18 protein-coding genes are annotated in these 19248 nt (G+C 38.4%); 13 read left to right on the top strand and 5 right to left on the bottom strand.

The window, feature by feature from the left end; translation table 11 throughout:
- Positions 1-190: 190 nt before the first annotated feature.
- The 3 genes from catA to ODQ17_RS14470 all read right to left on the bottom strand — a co-directional run bounded on the left by catA (position 191) and on the right by ODQ17_RS14470 (position 2693).
- Entirely contained in the window at positions 191-1111 is a 921-nt protein-coding gene (gene catA / locus ODQ17_RS14480) for a catechol 1,2-dioxygenase (protein ID WP_019458831.1), read from the bottom strand.
- 161 nt (positions 1112-1272) lie between these two features.
- Positions 1273-1563 (bottom strand): muconolactone Delta-isomerase, encoded by a 291-nt coding sequence (gene catC / locus ODQ17_RS14475; RefSeq protein ID WP_005069136.1) that lies wholly within the window; start codon positions 1561-1563, stop codon positions 1273-1275.
- A 23-nt stretch (positions 1564-1586) separates the two neighbouring features.
- On the bottom strand, positions 1587-2693 hold the full coding sequence (locus ODQ17_RS14470; RefSeq protein ID WP_005305941.1) for a muconate/chloromuconate family cycloisomerase: 1107 nt from the start codon (positions 2691-2693) through the stop codon (positions 1587-1589).
- Between the two features lie 100 nt (positions 2694-2793).
- Between ODQ17_RS14470 and ODQ17_RS14465 the strand changes: the two genes are divergently transcribed.
- From ODQ17_RS14465 to ODQ17_RS14405, 13 genes are all read left to right on the top strand, one after another.
- Positions 2794-3708 (top strand): LysR family transcriptional regulator, encoded by a 915-nt coding sequence (locus ODQ17_RS14465; protein WP_005305939.1) that lies wholly within the window; start codon positions 2794-2796, stop codon positions 3706-3708.
- Positions 3709-3789: 81 nt separating this feature from the next.
- The gene (locus ODQ17_RS14460) at positions 3790-4584 is read left to right on the top strand and encodes a TorF family putative porin (RefSeq protein ID WP_322904561.1); all 795 of its coding nucleotides are present in this window, start codon (positions 3790-3792) and stop codon (positions 4582-4584) included.
- Positions 4585-4889: 305 nt separating this feature from the next.
- The gene (locus ODQ17_RS14455) at positions 4890-5786 is read left to right on the top strand and encodes a LysR family transcriptional regulator (RefSeq protein ID WP_151768162.1); all 897 of its coding nucleotides are present in this window, start codon (positions 4890-4892) and stop codon (positions 5784-5786) included.
- A gap of 202 nt (positions 5787-5988) precedes the next feature.
- Positions 5989-7077, top strand: coding sequence for an LLM class flavin-dependent oxidoreductase (locus ODQ17_RS14450; protein ID WP_262772044.1), 1089 nt, complete (start codon positions 5989-5991; stop codon positions 7075-7077).
- 17 nt (positions 7078-7094) lie between these two features.
- Complete coding sequence (locus ODQ17_RS14445) at positions 7095-8087, top strand: ABC transporter substrate-binding protein (RefSeq protein WP_322904556.1); 993 nt, start codon at positions 7095-7097, stop codon at positions 8085-8087.
- A gap of 2 nt (positions 8088-8089) precedes the next feature.
- Positions 8090-8653, top strand: coding sequence for a cysteine dioxygenase (locus ODQ17_RS14440; protein ID WP_322904554.1), 564 nt, complete (start codon positions 8090-8092; stop codon positions 8651-8653).
- A 1-nt stretch (position 8654) separates the two neighbouring features.
- A complete protein-coding gene (locus tag ODQ17_RS14435) occupies positions 8655-10244 on the top strand; it encodes a rhodanese-like domain-containing protein (protein WP_322904552.1) in 1590 nt (529 codons plus the stop codon).
- 324 nt (positions 10245-10568) lie between these two features.
- Positions 10569-11726 (top strand): AMP-binding protein, encoded by a 1158-nt coding sequence (locus ODQ17_RS14430; RefSeq protein ID WP_322904550.1) that lies wholly within the window; start codon positions 10569-10571, stop codon positions 11724-11726.
- Between the two features lie 12 nt (positions 11727-11738).
- Positions 11739-12530: an ABC transporter ATP-binding protein gene (locus ODQ17_RS14425; RefSeq protein ID WP_272315224.1), complete on the top strand. Its 792-nt coding sequence runs from the start codon at positions 11739-11741 to the stop codon at positions 12528-12530.
- A gap of 40 nt (positions 12531-12570) precedes the next feature.
- Positions 12571-13452: a branched-chain amino acid ABC transporter permease gene (locus ODQ17_RS14420; protein WP_005305864.1), complete on the top strand. Its 882-nt coding sequence runs from the start codon at positions 12571-12573 to the stop codon at positions 13450-13452.
- Positions 13453-13455: 3 nt separating this feature from the next.
- Positions 13456-14526, top strand: coding sequence for a branched-chain amino acid ABC transporter permease (locus ODQ17_RS14415; protein WP_322904546.1), 1071 nt, complete (start codon positions 13456-13458; stop codon positions 14524-14526).
- Positions 14527-14569: 43 nt separating this feature from the next.
- Entirely contained in the window at positions 14570-15967 is a 1398-nt protein-coding gene (locus ODQ17_RS14410) for an ABC transporter substrate-binding protein (RefSeq protein ID WP_322904544.1), read from the top strand.
- A 17-nt stretch (positions 15968-15984) separates the two neighbouring features.
- Entirely contained in the window at positions 15985-16764 is a 780-nt protein-coding gene (locus ODQ17_RS14405; protein WP_282496590.1) for an ABC transporter ATP-binding protein, read from the top strand.
- A 65-nt stretch (positions 16765-16829) separates the two neighbouring features.
- Here ODQ17_RS14405 and ODQ17_RS14400 read toward each other — a convergent pair whose 3' ends face one another.
- Both ODQ17_RS14400 and ODQ17_RS14395 read right to left on the bottom strand, forming a co-directional pair.
- Positions 16830-17906, bottom strand: a complete 1077-nt coding sequence (locus ODQ17_RS14400; protein WP_322904543.1) for a sigma-54 interaction domain-containing protein — start codon at positions 17904-17906, stop codon at positions 16830-16832.
- A 92-nt stretch (positions 17907-17998) separates the two neighbouring features.
- On the bottom strand, positions 17999-19195 hold the full coding sequence (locus tag ODQ17_RS14395; RefSeq protein WP_322904542.1) for an acyl-CoA dehydrogenase family protein: 1197 nt from the start codon (positions 19193-19195) through the stop codon (positions 17999-18001).
- Positions 19196-19248 lie beyond the last annotated feature (53 nt).

The following is a 19248-nucleotide window of genomic DNA, read 5'->3' as shown; positions in this document are numbered from 1 at the left end:
CATCTTTAATCTGCGATAGTACCTCGCTAAGAGAGGACTTACTTTTGTCAATCATGTGAGAAACCTTAGAGCATGAGGTAACGTGATGTTATTACTACCGCTAAAAATTTATTTAAATTCTTAATGGTAGTAATAAATGGAATAAATTTTGTGAGTCAAAAGCGAACTTTTAACTCACATACACTTTCAATTAAGCGCTAGCGCGACGACGTTCAACTTCAGTTGAAGGAGCTGCAGCGGCATCTTTAACAAGTTCGATGTTAAATGTGATGTGTTTGAAAGCGTGATCTAAACCACGGCGTTGGATTTCAGCTGGGTCAGTTACATCAACTGCTGTTGCCACTAAGCCATCACGAGTTGCGAAAGCAAAGTCGTCCCATAAGTACTCATCACCCTCAATGTTGAATTGAGTTGTAAGCTTGCGGAAACCTGGTGCAGAAACGAAGTAGTGAACGTGAGATGGACGGTTACCATGACGGCCTAATTTGTTAAGAAGGGCTTGAGTTGTACCTTCTGGCGGGCAACCATAACCCACTGGCATTGTGGTTAATGCAACATATTTACCATCAGCATCAGTTAAAATACTACGGCGTAAGTTAAAGTCCGATTGAGACTTATCAAAGAATGAGTAGTTACCCAAACTGTTAGCATGCCATACTTCAACTTTAGCATTTTCAATGATATTGCCATCAGTATCAGTTACGGTACCTTCAATAATTAAGGTATCGATTTTGCCAGATTCAGTGCCATCATCCATACGCGCAAAGCCAACAGATTCAGGCGCGCCAGCTACATAAAGTGGGCCTTCAATGGTACGCGGTGTGCCACCCGTAACGCCAGCTTTTGCATCGGCTTCATCTGCACGTAAGTCAAGATAGTGCTCTAAACCTAAGCCAGCTGCTAAAAGACCAAGTTCGTTTGCTTGACCTGCGTCTGTGAAATATTCCAAACCTTTCCATACTTCTGAAGGTTGGATGTCTAAGTCTTCGATGGCTTGAAATAAATCCCCGAGAAGGCGCACTACAATTTGTTGAACACGTGCATCTACTTCGCCTTTTGCAGTGTCGACATTCATTTGTTTTACAAGCGCATCAATTTGTTGACGGTTCATACTAAAACTCCTTAAGTATGCAATACGGTTTTGGGTGGCAGCGCTGCGGGCATGTTGTTTTGCTAGCGAATAAGTGCCGCCACGTTCCTTGTTACCTTCTGAATAAATATATTCACTTTTTGAATGTGCTTCCGACCACACATTCAAACTATTTTCTTAGATTACGAATCATCATCACGAACAGAAGAAGGGTGGCGATTCATTGCCATCACTTCGATGTTCATGTAAGGATAGAGAGGTAATCCTTGTAAAATGTTGTGCAACTCTTCATTGCTCTCAACATCAAAAATACTGATGTTTGAATACTGGCCTGTAATGCGCCAGATATGACGCCATTTACCTTGACGTTGTAAGTCTTGCGAATAGGCTTTTTCAACGGCCTTAATTTCATTTGCTTTGTCGGCTGGCATATCAAGTGGGATATGCACATCCATACGTACATGAAATAACATGGGAAACTCCTTATCCTGTTGCCTTAACGACGTAACTTCTCGACTTTCTCTTCATCAATTTCAATGCCTAAGCCTGGAGCCGTTGGCAAGTGCAATTCAAAGTTTTCGTAACGTAGCGGTTCTTTCAAAATTTCTTCGGTAAGTAACAACGGACCAAATAATTCAGTACCAAATGCTAATGTTTCAAAGGTTGCAAACGCATGAGCAGAAGCAATGCTACCTACAGGGCCTTCAAGCATAGTGCCGCCATAAAGATCGATTCCAGCCAAACCTGCAATTTTGGCAACTTCACATGCCTCGATCAGACCGCCTGATTGTTCAATTTTCACGGCAAATACATCTGCACCATGACTTTTTGCAATACGATAGGCGCTGTCAGGACCAGTTAAAGCTTCATCTGCCATGATTGCGACATCAAAACGACGTGTTAAACGAGCAAGTGCTTCAGTATTTTGAATAGCACAAGGCTGTTCAATTAAATCAATCCCGCCATCTTGCAGTTGTTGAATACCTTGAATACATTCCAGCTCTGACCATGCACGATTTACGTCAACACGTACACTAATATCTGCACCTAGTGCTTTTTTAATTGCAATCACATGATCAACATCGTGTTGCAAATGGCGTGCACCGATTTTGAGTTTGAACGTGTTATGACGTTTCAACTCAATCATTTTTCGAGCTTCAGCAATATCTTTTTCTGTGTCACCAGACGCGAGCGTCCAAAGTACAGGTAAACTATTACGCAGACGGCCACCTAAAACTTCACTTAACGGCACGCCTAAACGTTTTGCCTGAATATCAAGTAGAGCGGTCTGAATGGCACATTTCGCGAAACGGTTACCATTAATATTCTTACGAATCAGTTTTAGTGTTTGAGCCACATTTAAATCTTTAACTGATGCGAGTAATGGTGCAAAGTAAGTATCAATATTGGCTTTGACACTTTCAGGACTTTCTTCACCATAGTTCAGTCCACCAATGGTGGTCGCTTCACCCCAACCGACAATACCATCCGTGGTCGTAATTTTAACGAGCACCAAAGTCTGAGTACGCATGGTAGTCACAGACAACTGGTGAGGACGGATAGTTGGAATATCCACAAGTATGGTTTCTATGGTTCTATACATGAAGTTTCAACTATTACGAACTTGTTTACATACCATAGAAGAATGTAATAGCCTAAAATAGATATAGAACGGTATTTTAAGATACTAAAAAGGTATATTAATGGAATTAAGACATCTACGTTATTTTGTTACCGTTGTGGAAGAACAAAGTCTGACTAAAGCGGCTGAGAAGCTTTTTATTGCCCAGCCACCACTCACGCGTCAAATCAAAAAACTAGAAGAAGAATTAGGCATTGATTTGTTTGTGAAAGGATCGCGTCCATTAAAAGTTACAGAAGCAGGGCTGTTTTTTTACCAACATGCCGTTCAAATTTTAACGCATACCGCTCAAGCTGCTTCGATGGCTAAAAAAATGAAGTTGGTAGAGAACATTGTGAAAGTTGGCTATGTCAGTTCACTTCTGTATGGGCGTTTACCACAGGTCATTTATCTATTTAGACAAAAGAACCCTGACATTCATGTCGAGCTTATTGAGTGTGGTACACGAGATCAGGTGGAAGCATTAAAACTTGGTAAAATCGATTTAGGTTTTGGCCGATTACCCATTAGTGATCCAGCGATTAAAAGGCTATTGCTTAGAAAAGAAAAATTAAAACTCGCGATTCATAAAAAGCATCCATTAAGTGAGTTTCAAGATTCAGGAATTTACTTATCTCAAATTATCAATGAGACGATTTTTTCTTACCCAACGACACCTAAGCCTAATTTTTCAACCACTATTCAAGCTTTATTTACCAAATTAGGTTTAATCCCAGCCAAGCTGACAGAAGTACGAGAAATTCACATGGCGCTTGGTTTGGTGGCATCGGGCGAAGGTATTTGTATTATTCCAGAAAGTGCATGTGATATTGGAATGAAGAATCTAACTTATTTAAATATCTTAGATTTAGAAGCTTATAGTCCCATTTCTCTATCCATGCGTAACATGGACCAAAGTTCTTATATCCCTAAAATTTTAGATTGTATTGAAGAGATCTATAGCCAAGAAGAAGTGTCGAGAAATCTAAATTTATAACTTTTTAATACTTTTTAAATTGAATTATCATGTTATTTTAAAACTTTAAGATTATAGGTAATATTTAAAAGGAATTAATAGATGAGAAAAATTTTAGGCGCAGCTTCTCTCATTATGTCTACCTGTGTTGTACATGCTGAACAATTAAATGAACAAGAAAAAACTTCTCCATATAGCGCGAATGTTACTTTTGCTAGCCAATATATTTCACGTGGGTTTCAACAAACTTGGGGTAAACCTGCTTTGCAAAGTGGACTGGATTATGCCAATCCGAATGGTTTTTTTGTCGGGACTTGGGCATCAAGCGTGAGCTCTAATTATTTGCGAGATGCCTCGGTTGAATGGGATTTTTATACAGGTTATTTAAAAACAATCGATAAATTTTCAATTGGGATGTCAGTTTTTTACTACTACTACCCAGGCGCGAAAAGTACACCAGAAACGGGGAGTAGCAGTTATAACTATGGTGAAATCGTACCTCAAATTGGCTATGGTCCTTTAAGCCTCAAATACTTTGTGACTTACACACCAGACTATGCCGGTTATAACTTCAAAACCATGGGGGGACCTGCTGGTAAACGATCGAGAGGATCAAGTTATTTAGATCTTAACTTTACCCAGCCTATCAGTGATACTTGGACTTTTGGCGCTCACTATGGCTATGAAAGGATCAAAAACTTTTCAGAATCTAATTTTCAAGATGTTAAAGCTGAACTCGTTAAAGATTTTGGTGATGGCTGGACTACAGGACTAGCGTATACAAAAGCATGGGATAAAAATAGCTACTATAAAAAGTATAGTAATGGTGAGACAGACGCACCTATTTCAAATCCGATTGACTCGACTTTTACAGTGTCTGTAAAAAAAGTATTTTAAATTAGATTTAACAATAATGGCTTTTAACTGCGCTTGGGCATCTTTAAATTTAAACTTCCAAACGTAGTTAAAACTGAATTTCTATTTATTTTTAAGTTAATTACGGCTGAACTGAGAATAACTGCGATTGAACTCAGCATAAGTTTGAAAGCTTCTCGTAATTTTTATCCTAAAACTTATATGGACTTTTATTAAATTCAATATTGATGATATGAAATAAAATGAATAGTAGGCTACTGTTTATTCCATAAAAAAACATCATAATTGGATATAACCTTTATTTATAAATCTTGTCCTAAGCTATTATGAAAATTGAAGATATTGAAGCTTTTGTTTGTTTTGTCAATGTTCAATCTACCAGTCTGGCTGCCCAGCAATTAGGTATTTCACAACCTGCTATTACTAGAAGGATCCAAAATCTAGAATCAGATTTGGGATTACAACTTTTTGACCGTAATACACGCCCTCTAAAATTGACTCAGCTAGGATTTCAAATTTTTGAGCAGTGTGCACAGGTTACTGCTGAAATAGATGCATTAGGACAATTAGTTAACAGCTATAAATTATCGACCCAAAACTTACGGATTGGCATTGCGACAAGTCTATCAGACACGATCTTGTCAGGTATTTTAGAAGACTTAAAGCAAAGTTATCCAACATTAAACTTAGAAATTAGCACAGGTTGGGGTATCGATTTATTAGATAAATTTAAGGAAAAAAAGCTAGATTGCATTTTTTCAACAACAGCCCAAACTTATGGGCAGAATGACCAGATAAACATGGAAATTTTAGGTCAGTTACAAATTGTGCCGACTGTTTCTAAAAAATTAAAAAAGATGTCTGTACAGCATCTTGCCGATTGTCAGTCTTTAGGATGGATTCTTAATACTGAAGGGTGTGGTTTTCGCCAATATCTTGTATCGGAATACCATAAATTGAATCAGTTACCTAATATAAAAATTGAGGTTACAGGAACCAATTTGCAGATGAATTTATTGGCTCAAGGTCTTGGAGTAGGGTTATTACCGAAAGAAGTTTTTGAAAAGAGTATTTATGCTGCTCAACTTACCTCAATTGAACTTACTGATTTCAATTTATCAGTGCAACTTTTTTATATGATTCAACCCGATTTGAATGAAGTCTATCAATCAATTTGTCAAGAGATGAGTCGTAAAGTACAGAGCATACTCGGATGGGGATGAAATAAAATATCAAGAAATTTTATTGAGCATAATCAATATAAAAAGTATTAATTGAAGATAACGCTTTCGTTGACGTCCGCAATGTTTTGAGCACTACTCATTCTGCTAGTATTCCATATTTTAATATTATTATATATTTAATATTTGTTTTTAACATATTAAGACCTGCCGTATTCTTATAAAAAATACATCGGGTTTAAATATGGCAATTCAAATTTTAGGAATGATCTGGCACCGTGAGGCATCTGAAATTATTCCAGCGACGAAAACTTTTGATAAAAATTATATTGTCAAAATTGCTCAGGCACATGAACAGGCTGGTTTTGACCGTATTCTATGTGGCTATTGGTCCGATCAGGCTGATGGTTTTTTAGTGACAGCCTATGCTGCTGCACATACGTCTAAAATAAAATTTTTACTGGCACATCGTCCGGGCTTTGTTTCTCCAACATTGGCAGCCCGTAAATTGGCAACCTTGGATCAGCTGACAGATGGACGTTTAGCGCTACATGTTATTTCTGGTGGGAGTGATATTGATCAGAAAAAAGATGGAGATTTTTTAAATAAACAAGAACGCTACGCACGTAGTGCCGAGTTCATCGAAGTTGTACAAAAAACATGGTATAGCCAAGAACCTTTTAGCTATGAAGGTGATTATTACCATGTAGTAGATGCTTATTCTGAAATTAAACCACTCCAAACACACTTACCAATTTATTTTGGCGGTTCTTCAATAGAAGCTTTACAAGTTGCCGCAAAGCAGGTTGATATTTTTGCGCTTTGGGGAGAGCCTCTAGCGGGGGCCCAAGAGCAGGTTGAAACACTAAATCAGTTGGCAGCACAACATGAGCGCCAACTTGATTACAACATTTCATTTCGTCCAATTATTGCTGATAGTGAGTCCATAGCTTGGGAAAAAGCACAAGAAATTTATCAATTATCTAAAAAACAATTAGAAAACTTTGGCCTACAAGCTGCCAGAAAAAAACCACAAAGTACGGGTGGGCAACGTTTACTTGCAGCAGCGGGTCAAGGTGAACGTTTAGATACCAATTTATGGACTGGTATTACTTCTTTAGTTCAAGGCAGTTATAACTCTACGGCATTAGTGGGAACCCCAGAACAAGTTGCAGAGTCTATTTTGCAATATTACAAACTCGGCATTCATAGCGTATTGATACGTGGGTTTGATCCTGTTCAGGACGCAATTGATTATGGTCGAGAGCTATTGCCCCAAATCCGTGAAAAAACAGAAAAATATGATCAACAGCAACAGCTGATTTCGGCCTAATCGGAAAGGAAATAATAATGAATCACTATGGCAAAATTTTATTGGGTGTTTTTACAACAGCAATTTTAGTCGGTTGTACAAAAAAAGAGGCTTCACCTGAACATGCTCAGGCATCTGAAGTCAAAGCAAATAAGGGGCAGGTTGTGCTCAATATTGGTGATCAAAAAGGCAATATGCGTGCACAGCTTGAAGCATCTGGTGCTTTAAAAAATGTCTCATATAAAATCAATTGGTATGAATTTCCAGCTGCTGCACCAGTTGCAGAAGCATTAAAAGTAGATGCGATTGATATTGGTTACTTGGGGGATGCACCTTTTATTTTTGCCAATTCTAATGGCGGAACAGCCAAAGCTATTGCCGTGTATAAAGCAGATCCATATCCAGTTGCTATTTTAGTGCCGCAGAATAGTCCAATTAAGTCTGCTAAAGATTTAAAGGGTAAAAGTTTAGCATTTAATAAAGGCTCAATTAGTCATCTTTTAACTTTAAAGGCCCTAGAACAACAAGGTCTGAAGCCTGAAGATGTGACGTTTAAATTTTTACCTCCTGCCGATGGAAAATTAGCTGTTGCCAATGGTTCAGTAGATGCTTGGGTGGTATGGGATCCATATACGGCATATGCTGAGCTCAAGGATCATTTTCGTGTGGTGGTTAATGGCCGTGGTTTGTATTCAGGTTATACCTTTTTAGCAGCCACGGATAAATCTTTAAAGGATCAGAACAAACGTGTGGCAATTCAAGATTTCATCTATCGTTTAAAAGAGTCACAAGCTTGGGCAGGACAACATGGGGATGAGTTTGGTAAAGCTTATGCCAAAATAACTGGACTACCAGAGGATGTGGGAATCAAAGCTTTTAAACGTCGTAATGCCTCGTGGGAGCCGATCGATAATGAAGTGATCAAAGTTTCTCAAGGAACTGCCGATTTTTATACCAAATATAAGCTTATTGATAAAAAGTTTGATGTGACATCTTCATTTGATACTGGTTTTAAAGTGGAGCAAAAATAAAGATGAGTCAGTTGCAACAAGTACTCCAGCCGTTGATTGAAAAAATTGAATATGGAATTTCACAGCAATTAGAAGATGTTGATCTCATACAATCTTTTATTCCAGAGTTTCGTAGATTGCTGCATTTAAATGATTGGTTGCCAAGCTCTTATCGGCAGCCGAACCCTGAACGCTATCAACAGTTTTTATTATATCGCGATCCGGAAGATCATTTTTCAATTGTCAGTTTTGTATGGGATAAGGGACAAACTACACCAATCCATAATCATGAAGTTTGGGGAGTCGTTGGTGTCCTGCAAGGTGAAGAAATCTCACAGCGCTACCAAAGAAATGCATTAGGACATTTTGAGATCACAGGAGAACCAGATCATTTAAAAGTTGGCGAAATTGATTTTTTTACTCCAGCCTTGGGTGATGTGCATCAAGTAAGTAATGCGCTGTCCGATCAGGTTTCGATTAGCATCCACATTTATGGTGCAGATATTGGCAAAGTAGAACGCTATACCTTTGCTTTAGATGGCACAGCAAAGCGTTTTATTTCAGGTTATTCAAATCAGGAACATTAATATGACAACCAATATTCAAACTTATCAAGATATCCGCAAAAAACTATTGGCTAGTCAAGAAATCGCACTAATTGATGTACGTGAAGAAGATCCATATGCTCAAGGTCATCCTTTGTTTGCTGCCAATATTTCTCTTTCCAAATTTGAAGTAGAAATTCTCAATCGAATACCTCGTCTGTCTACAGATATTGTTATTTATGATAATGGTGAAGGTTTGGCAGAACGTGCCTATCAACAGTTACAAGCATTAGGCTATCAGCAGATTTCATTATTGGATGGTGGTTTACAAGGCTGGAAAGATGCAGGCGGTGAAATTTTTATTGATGTCAATTCGGCAAGTAAAGCCTTTGGTGAATTTGTTGAACATCATAAAGGAACGCCGTCACTTTCAGCTCAAGAAGTCAAAAAATTAATTGATGATCAGGAAAACATTGTCATTCTGGACGCTCGTCGTTTTGATGAATATCAAACAATGAGTATTCCGGGCGGTATCAGTGTACCTGGTGCTGAATTAGTACTCCATGCTAAAAATATTGTTAAAGATGAAAATACTAAAATTATTGTGAATTGTGCGGGGCGTACACGTAGTTTAATTGGTACACAGTCATTGATTAATGCCAAGATTGGACATGAAGTCTATGCTTTACGTAACGGTACGATTGGTTGGACATTGGCACAGCAACAATTAGCTTTAGGACAACACCAACAATATACTAATTTTGCTAATAAAAATAATTCATTAGGCGTATTAGAGAATGCCAAACAATTAACACAGCAGGCTGGTGTAAAAACGATTAGTTTGGAACAACTACAACTATTCCAACAACAGAATGAACGCACCACCTATGTTTTTGATGTACGGTCAGAAGAAGAGTATATACAAGCGCATCTACCCAATAGCCGTTGGATTGGTGGTGGGCAACTAGTTCAGGAAACTGACCATTATGCGAGTGTACGCGGTGCCAGAATTGTACTCATTGATGATCAACTTGTCCGTGCTTATATGACTGCCTCTTGGTTGGCGCAAATGAATTGGGATGTCTACGTACTCGATGCGGATTTTCAGACAATATTTACCGAGCAAGGAGGATGGAAACCAGTTGTTCCGTTGTTGCATATAAAACATCGGATCACACCTGAACAATTGCAAGCATGGTTAGATGTCCGTGAAGAAGTCACTATTCTGGATTTTACAACTAGTGCAAATTATCAAAAAGGGCATATTCCTACTGCTCAATGGGTATTAAAAGCAGATATTGAACGACTGTTTAATGAGAAAAAAATTCCAACAAACCATAAAATTGTTGTGACTTGTGGTACTAGTCTGTTGGCACAATATGCAGTATCTGCTCTTCAATCCAAAATTTCAGAAAATGTATATGTCTTGGAAGGCGGTAATCAGGCATGGGCAAAAACTTTTGTTTTGGAAACTGATAAACATGTTTACTTATCTCCCCGTATAGATCGGTATAAACGCCCTTATGAAGGAACGGATAATTCTATCCAAGCTATGCAAGACTATTTAGAGTGGGAATATGGATTAGTTGCCCAATTGAATACAGATGGGACGCATGGTTTCTTTGTGGTTTAGTTAAATATTTAGCTAAAATATTGATAAAAATCATAATAGCTCTTTTAAAACGAAGAAGAGCTATTATGAAAATCAAAAATATTAATCAAAACTTTTTCTTGAGATTTCTCTAAAAAAATCTTTTTGAAACTAAAGTAATAACTGTTGCCTGAAAAACAGTTATTCAACAATAAACTATCACTTTTATGCACAGATAGAGAAAGATATTTTTATAAGTTATTGAAAATAATTGTAAAAATATTTGGCATGTAAATTGAAATATAACAGCAATATTTTTTTATCTCATCGTTTAGCAATCGACGTTATGAGGGGGGTATTGCAAAAATGTCAGATTATTCGCAAAGTCTTATTTCACTGTTGGCATACCACGCAACAGCACGTCCAGATGCAATTGCATTAAGACATAAAAAGCTAGGTCTGTGGCAGCAGTGGTCATGGAAAAATTTACTAGAACTTAGCGAAAGATACGCGTCTGCGCTTTATGAGTATGGTTTTCAAAACAAGCAAACTTTTCTTATTGTCAGTGCTCCGAATATTGATGTAGTTGCTATTAGTCTGGCTATACAGGCTTTAGGTGGCGAAGTTCAATTAATTGACCAAAGTGTTGATACATTAAAAACAGAAGACTTTTTAAGACACCTTGCGATTTTAAAACCAGATTATATTCTCGTAGAAGAGCTAGAGCAGCTTGTTTCAATTGAGACATTACGCTATCACCCAATTTATATTTTTTATATTGAACAAAGCAAGTTAAGTACATTTGAATATGACTATGTTGTAGCTGTCGATAAGTTATTAAAAAGTTCCAATGGGAAATATCGTATTGATTTTAAAAAGACTCAGCTCGAACCTGCACAAATTGCTTTTAGCTTTGAACGGATTGAATCTAATCAACGACTGAGAGTGCAATATTCTCATCAAGATTTGATTGCAGAGGCCAAACATTTAGTTCAAAACCACCACCTAGATCATCAAGAGGAAGCATTTGTCACACGTGCTTTTTCAAGTGTTGGTCACATTCGTTATCTATGGTCATCATGGCTACTTGCAGGTTTTAACTTAAATATTCCTGAGACCTTAAATACTCGCGATCAGGATAGACAGATTATTTCGCCAACATTGATTTTAGGGACCAATGAAACCTATGCCCGTGTTGAGCAGTTAATTTATAACCGCTTACCAAGTGATAAATGGCTTGCCAAACATTACTGGCACGCACTTCAAAAACAGAAAAATGAAGAAAAATTATCTTTGATTGATAAGTTGAGCTTTGCCTTATTTAAGCAAGTCATTTTAGAAGAGTTGGGTTTTTCACACCTTAAAGTGGCTTTAACAGTGGGGCAGCCTGTAACGCTTGCAACACGAAATTTTTATCAAAGTTTAGGTGTGAAGTTACACGAATGGGGAGAATATGCCGAATGGCAAAGTACCCAATTGGACAATTCGCAGCTTCATTCTTTGCCAATAACAACAATAACTTAAGACGAGGAATATATGTCAGTATCATCTGTGGTATTGCTAGAACTTAAGGCAATTGATTTATCTTTTGGCTCTTCACAAGTGCTCAAGCAGCTTAGCTTAGAGGTGAGAGAGGGGGAGATTTATTCTTTAATTGGTCCCAATGGTGCAGGCAAAAGTTCAGTAATTAATATTATTAATGGCATTTATCAGCCGCAATCTGGTCAGATTATTTTTGCTGGTCAGGTTTTGCATAACTATAAGGCAAAGCATGCACCGTATTTAGGAATTGCGCGCACCTTTCAAAATTTAGCACTCTTCAAGCAAATGTCAGTATTGGACAATGTCTTAACTGGACGGGTATTAAAAAGTCGTCATTCATTGTTAGGTGCATTATTGTCTTTACCAAGCACTCAGAAAAATGATGACTTACAGCGTTTTAAAGCTGAAGAAATTTTAAAACTGTTGAATCTACAAGAATACCGGGACCAATTGGTTAGCTCGTTGTCTTATGGTTTGCAAAAACGTGTGGAGTTGGCAAGAGCATTGGCAGCAGAACCTCAGTTTCTGCTTTTAGATGAGCCAATGGCTGGAATGAACCATGCTGAAAAAAGAAATATTGCCAAGTTTATTCAAAAGATAAATCAACAGTTGGATATAACCATTTTCATGATTGAGCATGATTTGGCTGTTGTGATGGATATTTCCGACCATATTGTGGTGCTGGACTATGGCAAAAAGATTGCAGAAGGCACTCCACAACAAATTCAAGAACATCCCGAAGTGCTGAGTGCATATTTAGGGATTCAAGCGCTTGAAGCGCATTGAGCATATACAAATAAATTAAAAATAAGAGGTTAGTTTTTATATGTCATTTTTTCTAGAAGTCTTGCTAGGGGGTACGTTGGCAGGTGTCATGTATTCCTTGGTTGCCATTGGGTTTGTTTTGATTTATCGGGCATCGGGTGTTTTTAATTTTGCACAAGGTTCCTTGGTTTTATTTTCAGCCTTAACTTTTGTCAATTTAACTGAACGTGGCATTCCATTTGTGGTGGCCTTTATTGTCACGCTATTTGTCATTTTTGTGCTGGTACTACTGATCGATGCATTGATTTTAAAACATTTAATTAATCGCTCTGTCATTACATTGTTTATGGCAACTCTGGGTTTGAGTTATGTCATTGAGGGATTAGCTCAAACTGTATGGGGAACACAGGTCCATGGATTAGATCTGGGAATTTCTGATTCACCCATTAATTTCTTTGGCATCATGCTGAGCAAGTTTGATCTGTTCGCAACAGGTATTGCTGGAACATTGGTCATTATTTTATCTCTTTTATTTAGTAAAACTCGCTTTGGCATTTCACTACGTGCTGTTGCTGATGATCCTTTAGCCGCACAATCTGTGGGGATCCGTTTAAATCATATCTGGATATTAGTCTGGACAGTGGCAGGGTTTGTTGCATTAGTCGCTGGTTTGTTGTGGGGCGCACGTTTAGGTGTTCAATTCTCGCTTTCATTGGTGGTACTAAAGGCTTTACCTGTACTGATTATTGGTGGTTTTACTTCGATTGCAGGTGCGATTTTAGCGGGCTTGATTGTGGGAGCAACCGAGAAACTAGCAGAGATTTATTTAGGCGGCATTATTGGCTCGGGAATTGAAAACTGGTTTCCATATGTGCTGGCGATTCTCTTTTTATTGGTATACCCAACTGGTCTGTTTGGTCAGAAACAAGTGACGAGGGTATAAGCCATGTTTTTATTTAGCCAAGCAAGACAGTACGTACAGCAATATCAAGATGAGAAACGCATTTTTCGGCTTAAAGAGCATCGTATTTTATTTATTTTTGCACTATTGATTGCCTTTCTTTTCGTTCCATTTGTGGGGCCAGATTACTTATTTAATGCAATTTTAGTCCCTTTTCTAGTTTTGGCACTTGCCGGATTGGGACTTAATATTCTGACAGGTTATACCGGACAACTTTCATTAGGTGCCGCAGCTTTTATGGCAGTGGGCGCATTTGCAACTTATAACTTAGAGCTGCGAATTCCTCAGTTGCCATTACTGGTCAGCATTTTTTTGGGCGGTGTAATTGCTGCTTTAACTGGGGTTGTGGTTGGTCTGCCAAGTCTTCGAATTAAAGGCTTTTATTTAATTGTTTCCACCTTGGCTGCACAGTTTTTCATACCGTGGTTATTCACACAGTATGGTTGGTTTACTAACAATAATGCTTCGGGGGTGATTACTGCTCCTCGTATGAAAATATTGGGTTATTCCATAAATAGCCCAGTCGGGCACTATTTATTGACCTTAAGTATTGTCGTGGTTCTCATTGTTTTGGCTCGCAACCTGATCAATAGTCAATATGGTCGTAATTTTCGTGCTGTACGAGATATGGAAACTGCGGCAACCACTATCGGCATTCCGGTGAGCCAGACTAAATTACTGGCGTTTGCGATCAGTTCATTTTATCTCGGTATTGCGGGAGCACTTTGGGCTTTTGCTTATCTTGGAACCATTGAAGCAGATGGGCTAGATCTTAATCGATCATTTCAAATTCTATTCATCATCATTATTGGTGGTTTAGGCAGCCTAACAGGTAGCTTTTTGGGCGCCGCATTTATTGTGCTGTTGCCTATTTTATTGAGTGTTTTGGGGCAAGTTGTTTTCGGACAGGCTATCGATCAAGCACTACTACAGAATCTACAAAAAATTATTTTCGGGGCTTTGATCATTTACTTCTTGATCAAGGAACCAGAAGGATTAAGCCGTTTACTACGTAATTTGTATCACAGATTAAGAAAATGGCCATTACGTTACTAATTGTTTTAACAACACTTTTGTCTGTTTATTTAGAGATTAATTTATGAAGTTATTTAAATCCTTGTGGTTTTGGCTGGTGGTTATTGCCATCGCTTTAGTCGCTATTGTGTTTGTCACGAAAAAAGACAAACAAAATCCACCTGAGCAAAAACAACAAGCCGCAACTGAGCAGCAAACACAATTATCGGATAAAAATGCCCAGTATTTCCCGTTACAGAGTTATCGGGTTGGCCCTTACGCTGCTGGGGGAACGGGCTTTTTCGGGGGCTTTATTGACTACATGAAAGCCGTCAATGCCAAAGGCGGTGTGAATGGCGTGAAGCTGGTGTGGTCTGAGTGTGAAACCGAGTATGTAGTAGAAAAAGGGGTAGAATGCTATGAGCGTTTGAAGAATGGTTTAAATGGAGCGCCTGCTGCTGCAACCAACCCTTTATCTGTCGGTATCGCTTATGCAACTTTGGAGCGTTCAACAAAAGATAAATTACCGTTGATTACTATTAATCATGGGCGTACAGATTCTACGGATGGCCGTGTTTTCCCATACGTATTTCCATTGCAGCTCAATCCATATAGTGAAGTATCTGCAATTATTAATTATTTAGGTCAGCAAAGCGGTGGCTTGGAAAAACTAAAAGGTAAAAAAATCGTGGTTCTATATCACGGTTCTCCTTACGGCAAAGAAACGATTCCAGTCATTGAGATTTTATCGAAAAAGTATGGCTTTGAAGTAACCAACATTGAAGTACCACACCCTGGTAATGAACAACAATCTCAATGGTTAAATATTAGACGGATTCAACCGGATTGGGTCATTCTTCGTGGTTGGGGTGTGATGAATCCTGTTGCATTAAAAACTGCACAGAAAGTGGGTTACCCAACCAATAAAATTATTGGGAATATCTGGTCAAACTCAGAAGAAGATGCTGCCCCAGCAGGTGCTGCGGCAAATGGGTTTATTTCAATTACGACTCATCCATCAGGAACGAATTTTTCTGTATTACAAGAAATTAAACAACTTGTTGTTGATAAAGGCCAGTCAGATCTTGCCGATAAAAATCGTTTCGGTACGGTTTACTATAACCTAGGTGTGGTAAACGGTATTTTGAATGTAGAAGCAGTACGTGTGGCACAAAATAAATTTGGTAAACGTCCGCTTACTGGTGAAGAGGTCCGTTGGGGCTTTGAACATATCAACTTAACTGAAGCACGTCTAAAAGAACTTGGTGCATATGGTTTGGTACAGCCTTTAAAATTATCGTGTCAAGATCATGAAGGCGGTGGTGCGGTACGTTTCCAACAATGGGACGGTAAAGAGTGGAAAGTAATTAGTGATTGGGTACAAGCAGATCGCAGCTTATTACGTCCGATTATTGAACAATCTTCAGAAAAATATGCCAAAGAGCAAGGCATAAAAATTCGAGATTGCGCAACTGAAGAATAAGATCAGGAGATGACCGCATGTCTAAATCATTAAACAGTATCAAACCTGAAAGCAGTGAACCGTTGTTAAATGTCGATGATATTGAAGTCGTATATGACCAGAGTATTTTGGCGGTTAAACGGGTGAGTTTAACTGTTCCTTCCGGTTCTATTGTTGCATTGCTTGGTGCCAATGGAGCTGGTAAGAGTACAACTCTGAAAGCAATATCACAGTTGATTTTTGCTGAAAATGGGCAAATTCACCGTGGCAAAATTGAATATCAGGGTGAATCCATACTTGGGAAAAATCCAAGTGATATTGTCAAAAAAGGTTTGGTTCAAGTCCTTGAAGGACGTCATTGTTTTACACATTTGACTGTTGATGAAAATTTAAGGACAGGCGGTTTTATTTCGCATCATTCGGGTACCAAACTTTCAACTGCATTAGAAAAAGTTTATCAATATTTTCCAAGGCTTGCTGAAAAGAAGCAGACATTGGCTGGTTATCTTTCTGGTGGTGAGCAGCAAATGCTTGCCATTGGTCGCGCATTGATGACAGAGCCAAAGTTGGTTTTATTAGATGAACCTTCAATGGGGTTAGCTCCTAAGATTAGTTATGAAATTTTTGAATTAATTAAGTCGCTTTCTGAAGAGCAAGGTGTGAGTTTTTTAGTTGCCGAACAAAATATTCGTTTGGCACTTGGCTACACCAATTATGCGTATGTCATCGAAAGTGGAGAAGTCAAAGTTTCTGGACAGACTCAAGTTCTTTATGAAACCGGACAAATTCAAAAAGCATATTTAGGAGAGATTGCTTAGCTTTTAATAGCCAGTCATCAATCAAATGATTGATGACTGGCTTGATATTGATAGATAAAAATAATTTATTCGCCGCGTTTATTTACAACCAACTCACCTAAATCAATCAGTCGGGAACGAATGACATTACGACTTAAACCTAGCATTTGTGCAGTTTTAACTTGATTCTGATGACAATAATGATAGGCGATTCGTAATAATTGCTCTTCAAATTGTGCATAAACTTGTCCATCATTTTGCTGAAATAGCTGATGAAAAACTTCTTTTAATTTAGGATTTATGACGGGTTCACTGGTTTTTTTTTCTTGAAGCTTATTTTGGTTCAGTTGAGTGGGTGGTTGAATTAATGTGAGATCATGACTTTCAATAATGCCATTTTGGCAAATTAATAGCGCATGATGGATCATGTTTTCTAATTCACGAATATTACCAGGCCACCAGTAATTGCTGATTTTTTCTTTTGCAGCGCTGGAAAAATCGGCTTTGTCATAACCAAGTTGAGCATGATATTTATCAATAAAGTGATAGGCGAGAGGTAAAATATCTCCTTTTCGTTCACGTAAAGGTTTAATGTTTAAGGTAACCACATTAAGGCGGTAATATAAGTCTTCGCGAAACTGATCGCTAAGAATGGCTTGTTCTAAGTTTACATTTGTTGCTGCGAGTACTCGTACATTTACAGGAATACTTTTACGAGAGCCCAAACGGACTACTTCACGTTCTTGTAATAGCCTTAAAAGTTTAACCTGAATCCGTTTAGATAAATCCCCAATTTCATCAAGTAATAATGTCCCACCGTTTGCAGCCTCGAACCACCCCGCATTGCTCGATAATGCCCCTGTAAAGGCACCTTTTTCATGACCAAAGAGTTCGCTTTCAACAAGGGTCTCAGAAAAAGCCCCACAGTTTACCGCAATAAACGGTTTATTACGCCGTTTACTATGGTTATGAATTTGTCTGGCAATGAGCTCTTTACCTGTACCTGTTTCACCATGAATTAATACACTCGCTTCGCTGGGTGCAATCTGCTTGATATATTCAAGCAATTTTTTGGATTCTGGGTCGTTAAATACCTGTGCTGTGGCTTTATGCGAGTCACTGCGCTGGGTAATTTCAGGTAGGGTAACAATATTATGCCGCATCTAATATAGGTCTCTCATTTATATCAAATGGTTTCTGTCGGTGGGAGTTCGATGCATATCGGTTATTCCTAAGTATTCAATTGTCGATGATGTTATGAATAGAATGACGCTTTGGGATAAAGATCATTTAGAGCCCAAATTCCTAAATCTTGCAGCTTATATTCCACTGGGTCATGTAAGGTTTGTGTTCTTACATTGCGCCAGAATCGGTCAAATCGTAATGACACCTGAGTTGCTCTGGCTCCTGTCACCTCAAAAATACGATTGGTAATATCTAGACTTGTTCGTGTTGCTGCTACTTTTGCTGTTGCTATAGCAATAGCAACCTCACCACGTTGTTGTTCTGTCAGGTTTTCGGCAATGTCCCATGCTTCTTGTAGTTTGGTAATCGCATTTTTGTTTAACAGGCGTAAGGCTTCTAGCTCTAACCAGAACTCACCATAGTGTCGCAAGATGTAAGGATCTTGATCTGCATGTTCCACACCAGATAAAAACCATGCACGTGATTCATTTTTTGTATAACGTTTGGCTTCAAGCATTGCGCCTTCGGAAACGCCCAAGAACATATTCACAAAAACCAATTGTGCAATTAAAGGTCTTAACGTTGAAAATGGTGTACTTAGTGGCCCTGGGTCAAGCAACATATCTTTTATTTCAACACGAACCCGTTCGAAAATGGAACTACCACTGTCTGTTTGACGTTGTCCAATATTATCCCAGTCATGGTACAACGTAATTCCTGAGCGTGAGGTTGGTACCGCTGCAATTAAAAGATTTCCAGTTTTTTCATCTACTCCTGATGCAATAAGCATTTCTGAGTCAAGCGCACCTGAGCAAAAACTTTTTTTTCCCGAAAATTCGTACCAGTCATCTTGTTTTTTTACGACGGTACGTTTGTCGAGTGGGTTTAATGCATTTCCCCAAAACCACGATTTTTCAGCAGTGAGTTGGTACCAACGCTGCCATTGCTGTGAATTACCAAATAAGCGAACCGTTGCTAAAAGCAAATGATGAAAACCAAAAACATGGGCGAGTGAGCTATCAGCCTGAGCAAAGATTTTGACAACATCAAAGATGTCTTGCCACTGACCGGACAAGCCACCAAATTGCTCTGGAATGGATAAAGAAAGAAGACCACTTTGACGAATTAAATCACGTTCATGTTTAGGAGTACCGCCAACTTTATCTCTTTCTATAGCAGTTTGCGCAAACTGCTGAGTCAGAGACTGTGCAACAGGAATGACATCAGAAAGACTACGAATACTGTGGTTCTGATTAAAAACGTTCATACTTGCCTTATCCTTTATTTATCTATTTTTGACATAATTTAAGACTTACTTTC

Origin of the sequence: Acinetobacter sp. IRS14, assembly GCF_034650275.1 — a bacterium.
GTDB lineage: Bacteria > Pseudomonadota > Gammaproteobacteria > Pseudomonadales > Moraxellaceae > Acinetobacter > Acinetobacter oleivorans.
Note: the sequence above shows the minus strand (reverse complement) of the source record. Positions and strands in the feature narration are given on the sequence as shown.

Excerpts from the sequence above, each read along its gene's own strand:
- catC (WP_005069136.1), bottom strand. The coding sequence starts at position 1,563 with ATGTTATTTCATGTACGTATGGATGTGCATATCCCACTTGATATGCCA.
- ODQ17_RS14460 (WP_322904561.1), top strand. The coding sequence starts at position 3,790 with ATGAGAAAAATTTTAGGCGCAGCTTCTCTCATTATGTCTACCTGTGTT.
- ODQ17_RS14405 (WP_282496590.1), top strand. The coding sequence starts at position 15,985 with ATGTCTAAATCATTAAACAGTATCAAACCTGAAAGCAGTGAACCGTTG.
- ODQ17_RS14465 (WP_005305939.1), top strand. The coding sequence starts at position 2,794 with ATGGAATTAAGACATCTACGTTATTTTGTTACCGTTGTGGAAGAACAA.
- ODQ17_RS14415 (WP_322904546.1), top strand. The coding sequence starts at position 13,456 with ATGTTTTTATTTAGCCAAGCAAGACAGTACGTACAGCAATATCAAGAT.
- ODQ17_RS14410 (WP_322904544.1), top strand. The coding sequence starts at position 14,570 with ATGAAGTTATTTAAATCCTTGTGGTTTTGGCTGGTGGTTATTGCCATC.
- ODQ17_RS14430 (WP_322904550.1), top strand. The coding sequence starts at position 10,569 with ATGTCAGATTATTCGCAAAGTCTTATTTCACTGTTGGCATACCACGCA.
- catA (WP_019458831.1), bottom strand. The coding sequence starts at position 1,111 with ATGAACCGTCAACAAATTGATGCGCTTGTAAAACAAATGAATGTCGAC.
- ODQ17_RS14420 (WP_005305864.1), top strand. The coding sequence starts at position 12,571 with ATGTCATTTTTTCTAGAAGTCTTGCTAGGGGGTACGTTGGCAGGTGTC.
- ODQ17_RS14435 (WP_322904552.1), top strand. The coding sequence starts at position 8,655 with ATGACAACCAATATTCAAACTTATCAAGATATCCGCAAAAAACTATTG.
- ODQ17_RS14470 (WP_005305941.1), bottom strand. The coding sequence starts at position 2,693 with ATGTATAGAACCATAGAAACCATACTTGTGGATATTCCAACTATCCGT.
- ODQ17_RS14395 (WP_322904542.1), bottom strand. The coding sequence starts at position 19,195 with ATGAACGTTTTTAATCAGAACCACAGTATTCGTAGTCTTTCTGATGTC.
- ODQ17_RS14450 (WP_262772044.1), top strand. The coding sequence starts at position 5,989 with ATGGCAATTCAAATTTTAGGAATGATCTGGCACCGTGAGGCATCTGAA.
- ODQ17_RS14445 (WP_322904556.1), top strand. The coding sequence starts at position 7,095 with ATGAATCACTATGGCAAAATTTTATTGGGTGTTTTTACAACAGCAATT.
- ODQ17_RS14440 (WP_322904554.1), top strand. The coding sequence starts at position 8,090 with ATGAGTCAGTTGCAACAAGTACTCCAGCCGTTGATTGAAAAAATTGAA.
- ODQ17_RS14455 (WP_151768162.1), top strand. The coding sequence starts at position 4,890 with ATGAAAATTGAAGATATTGAAGCTTTTGTTTGTTTTGTCAATGTTCAA.
- ODQ17_RS14400 (WP_322904543.1), bottom strand. The coding sequence starts at position 17,906 with ATGCGGCATAATATTGTTACCCTACCTGAAATTACCCAGCGCAGTGAC.
- ODQ17_RS14425 (WP_272315224.1), top strand. The coding sequence starts at position 11,739 with ATGTCAGTATCATCTGTGGTATTGCTAGAACTTAAGGCAATTGATTTA.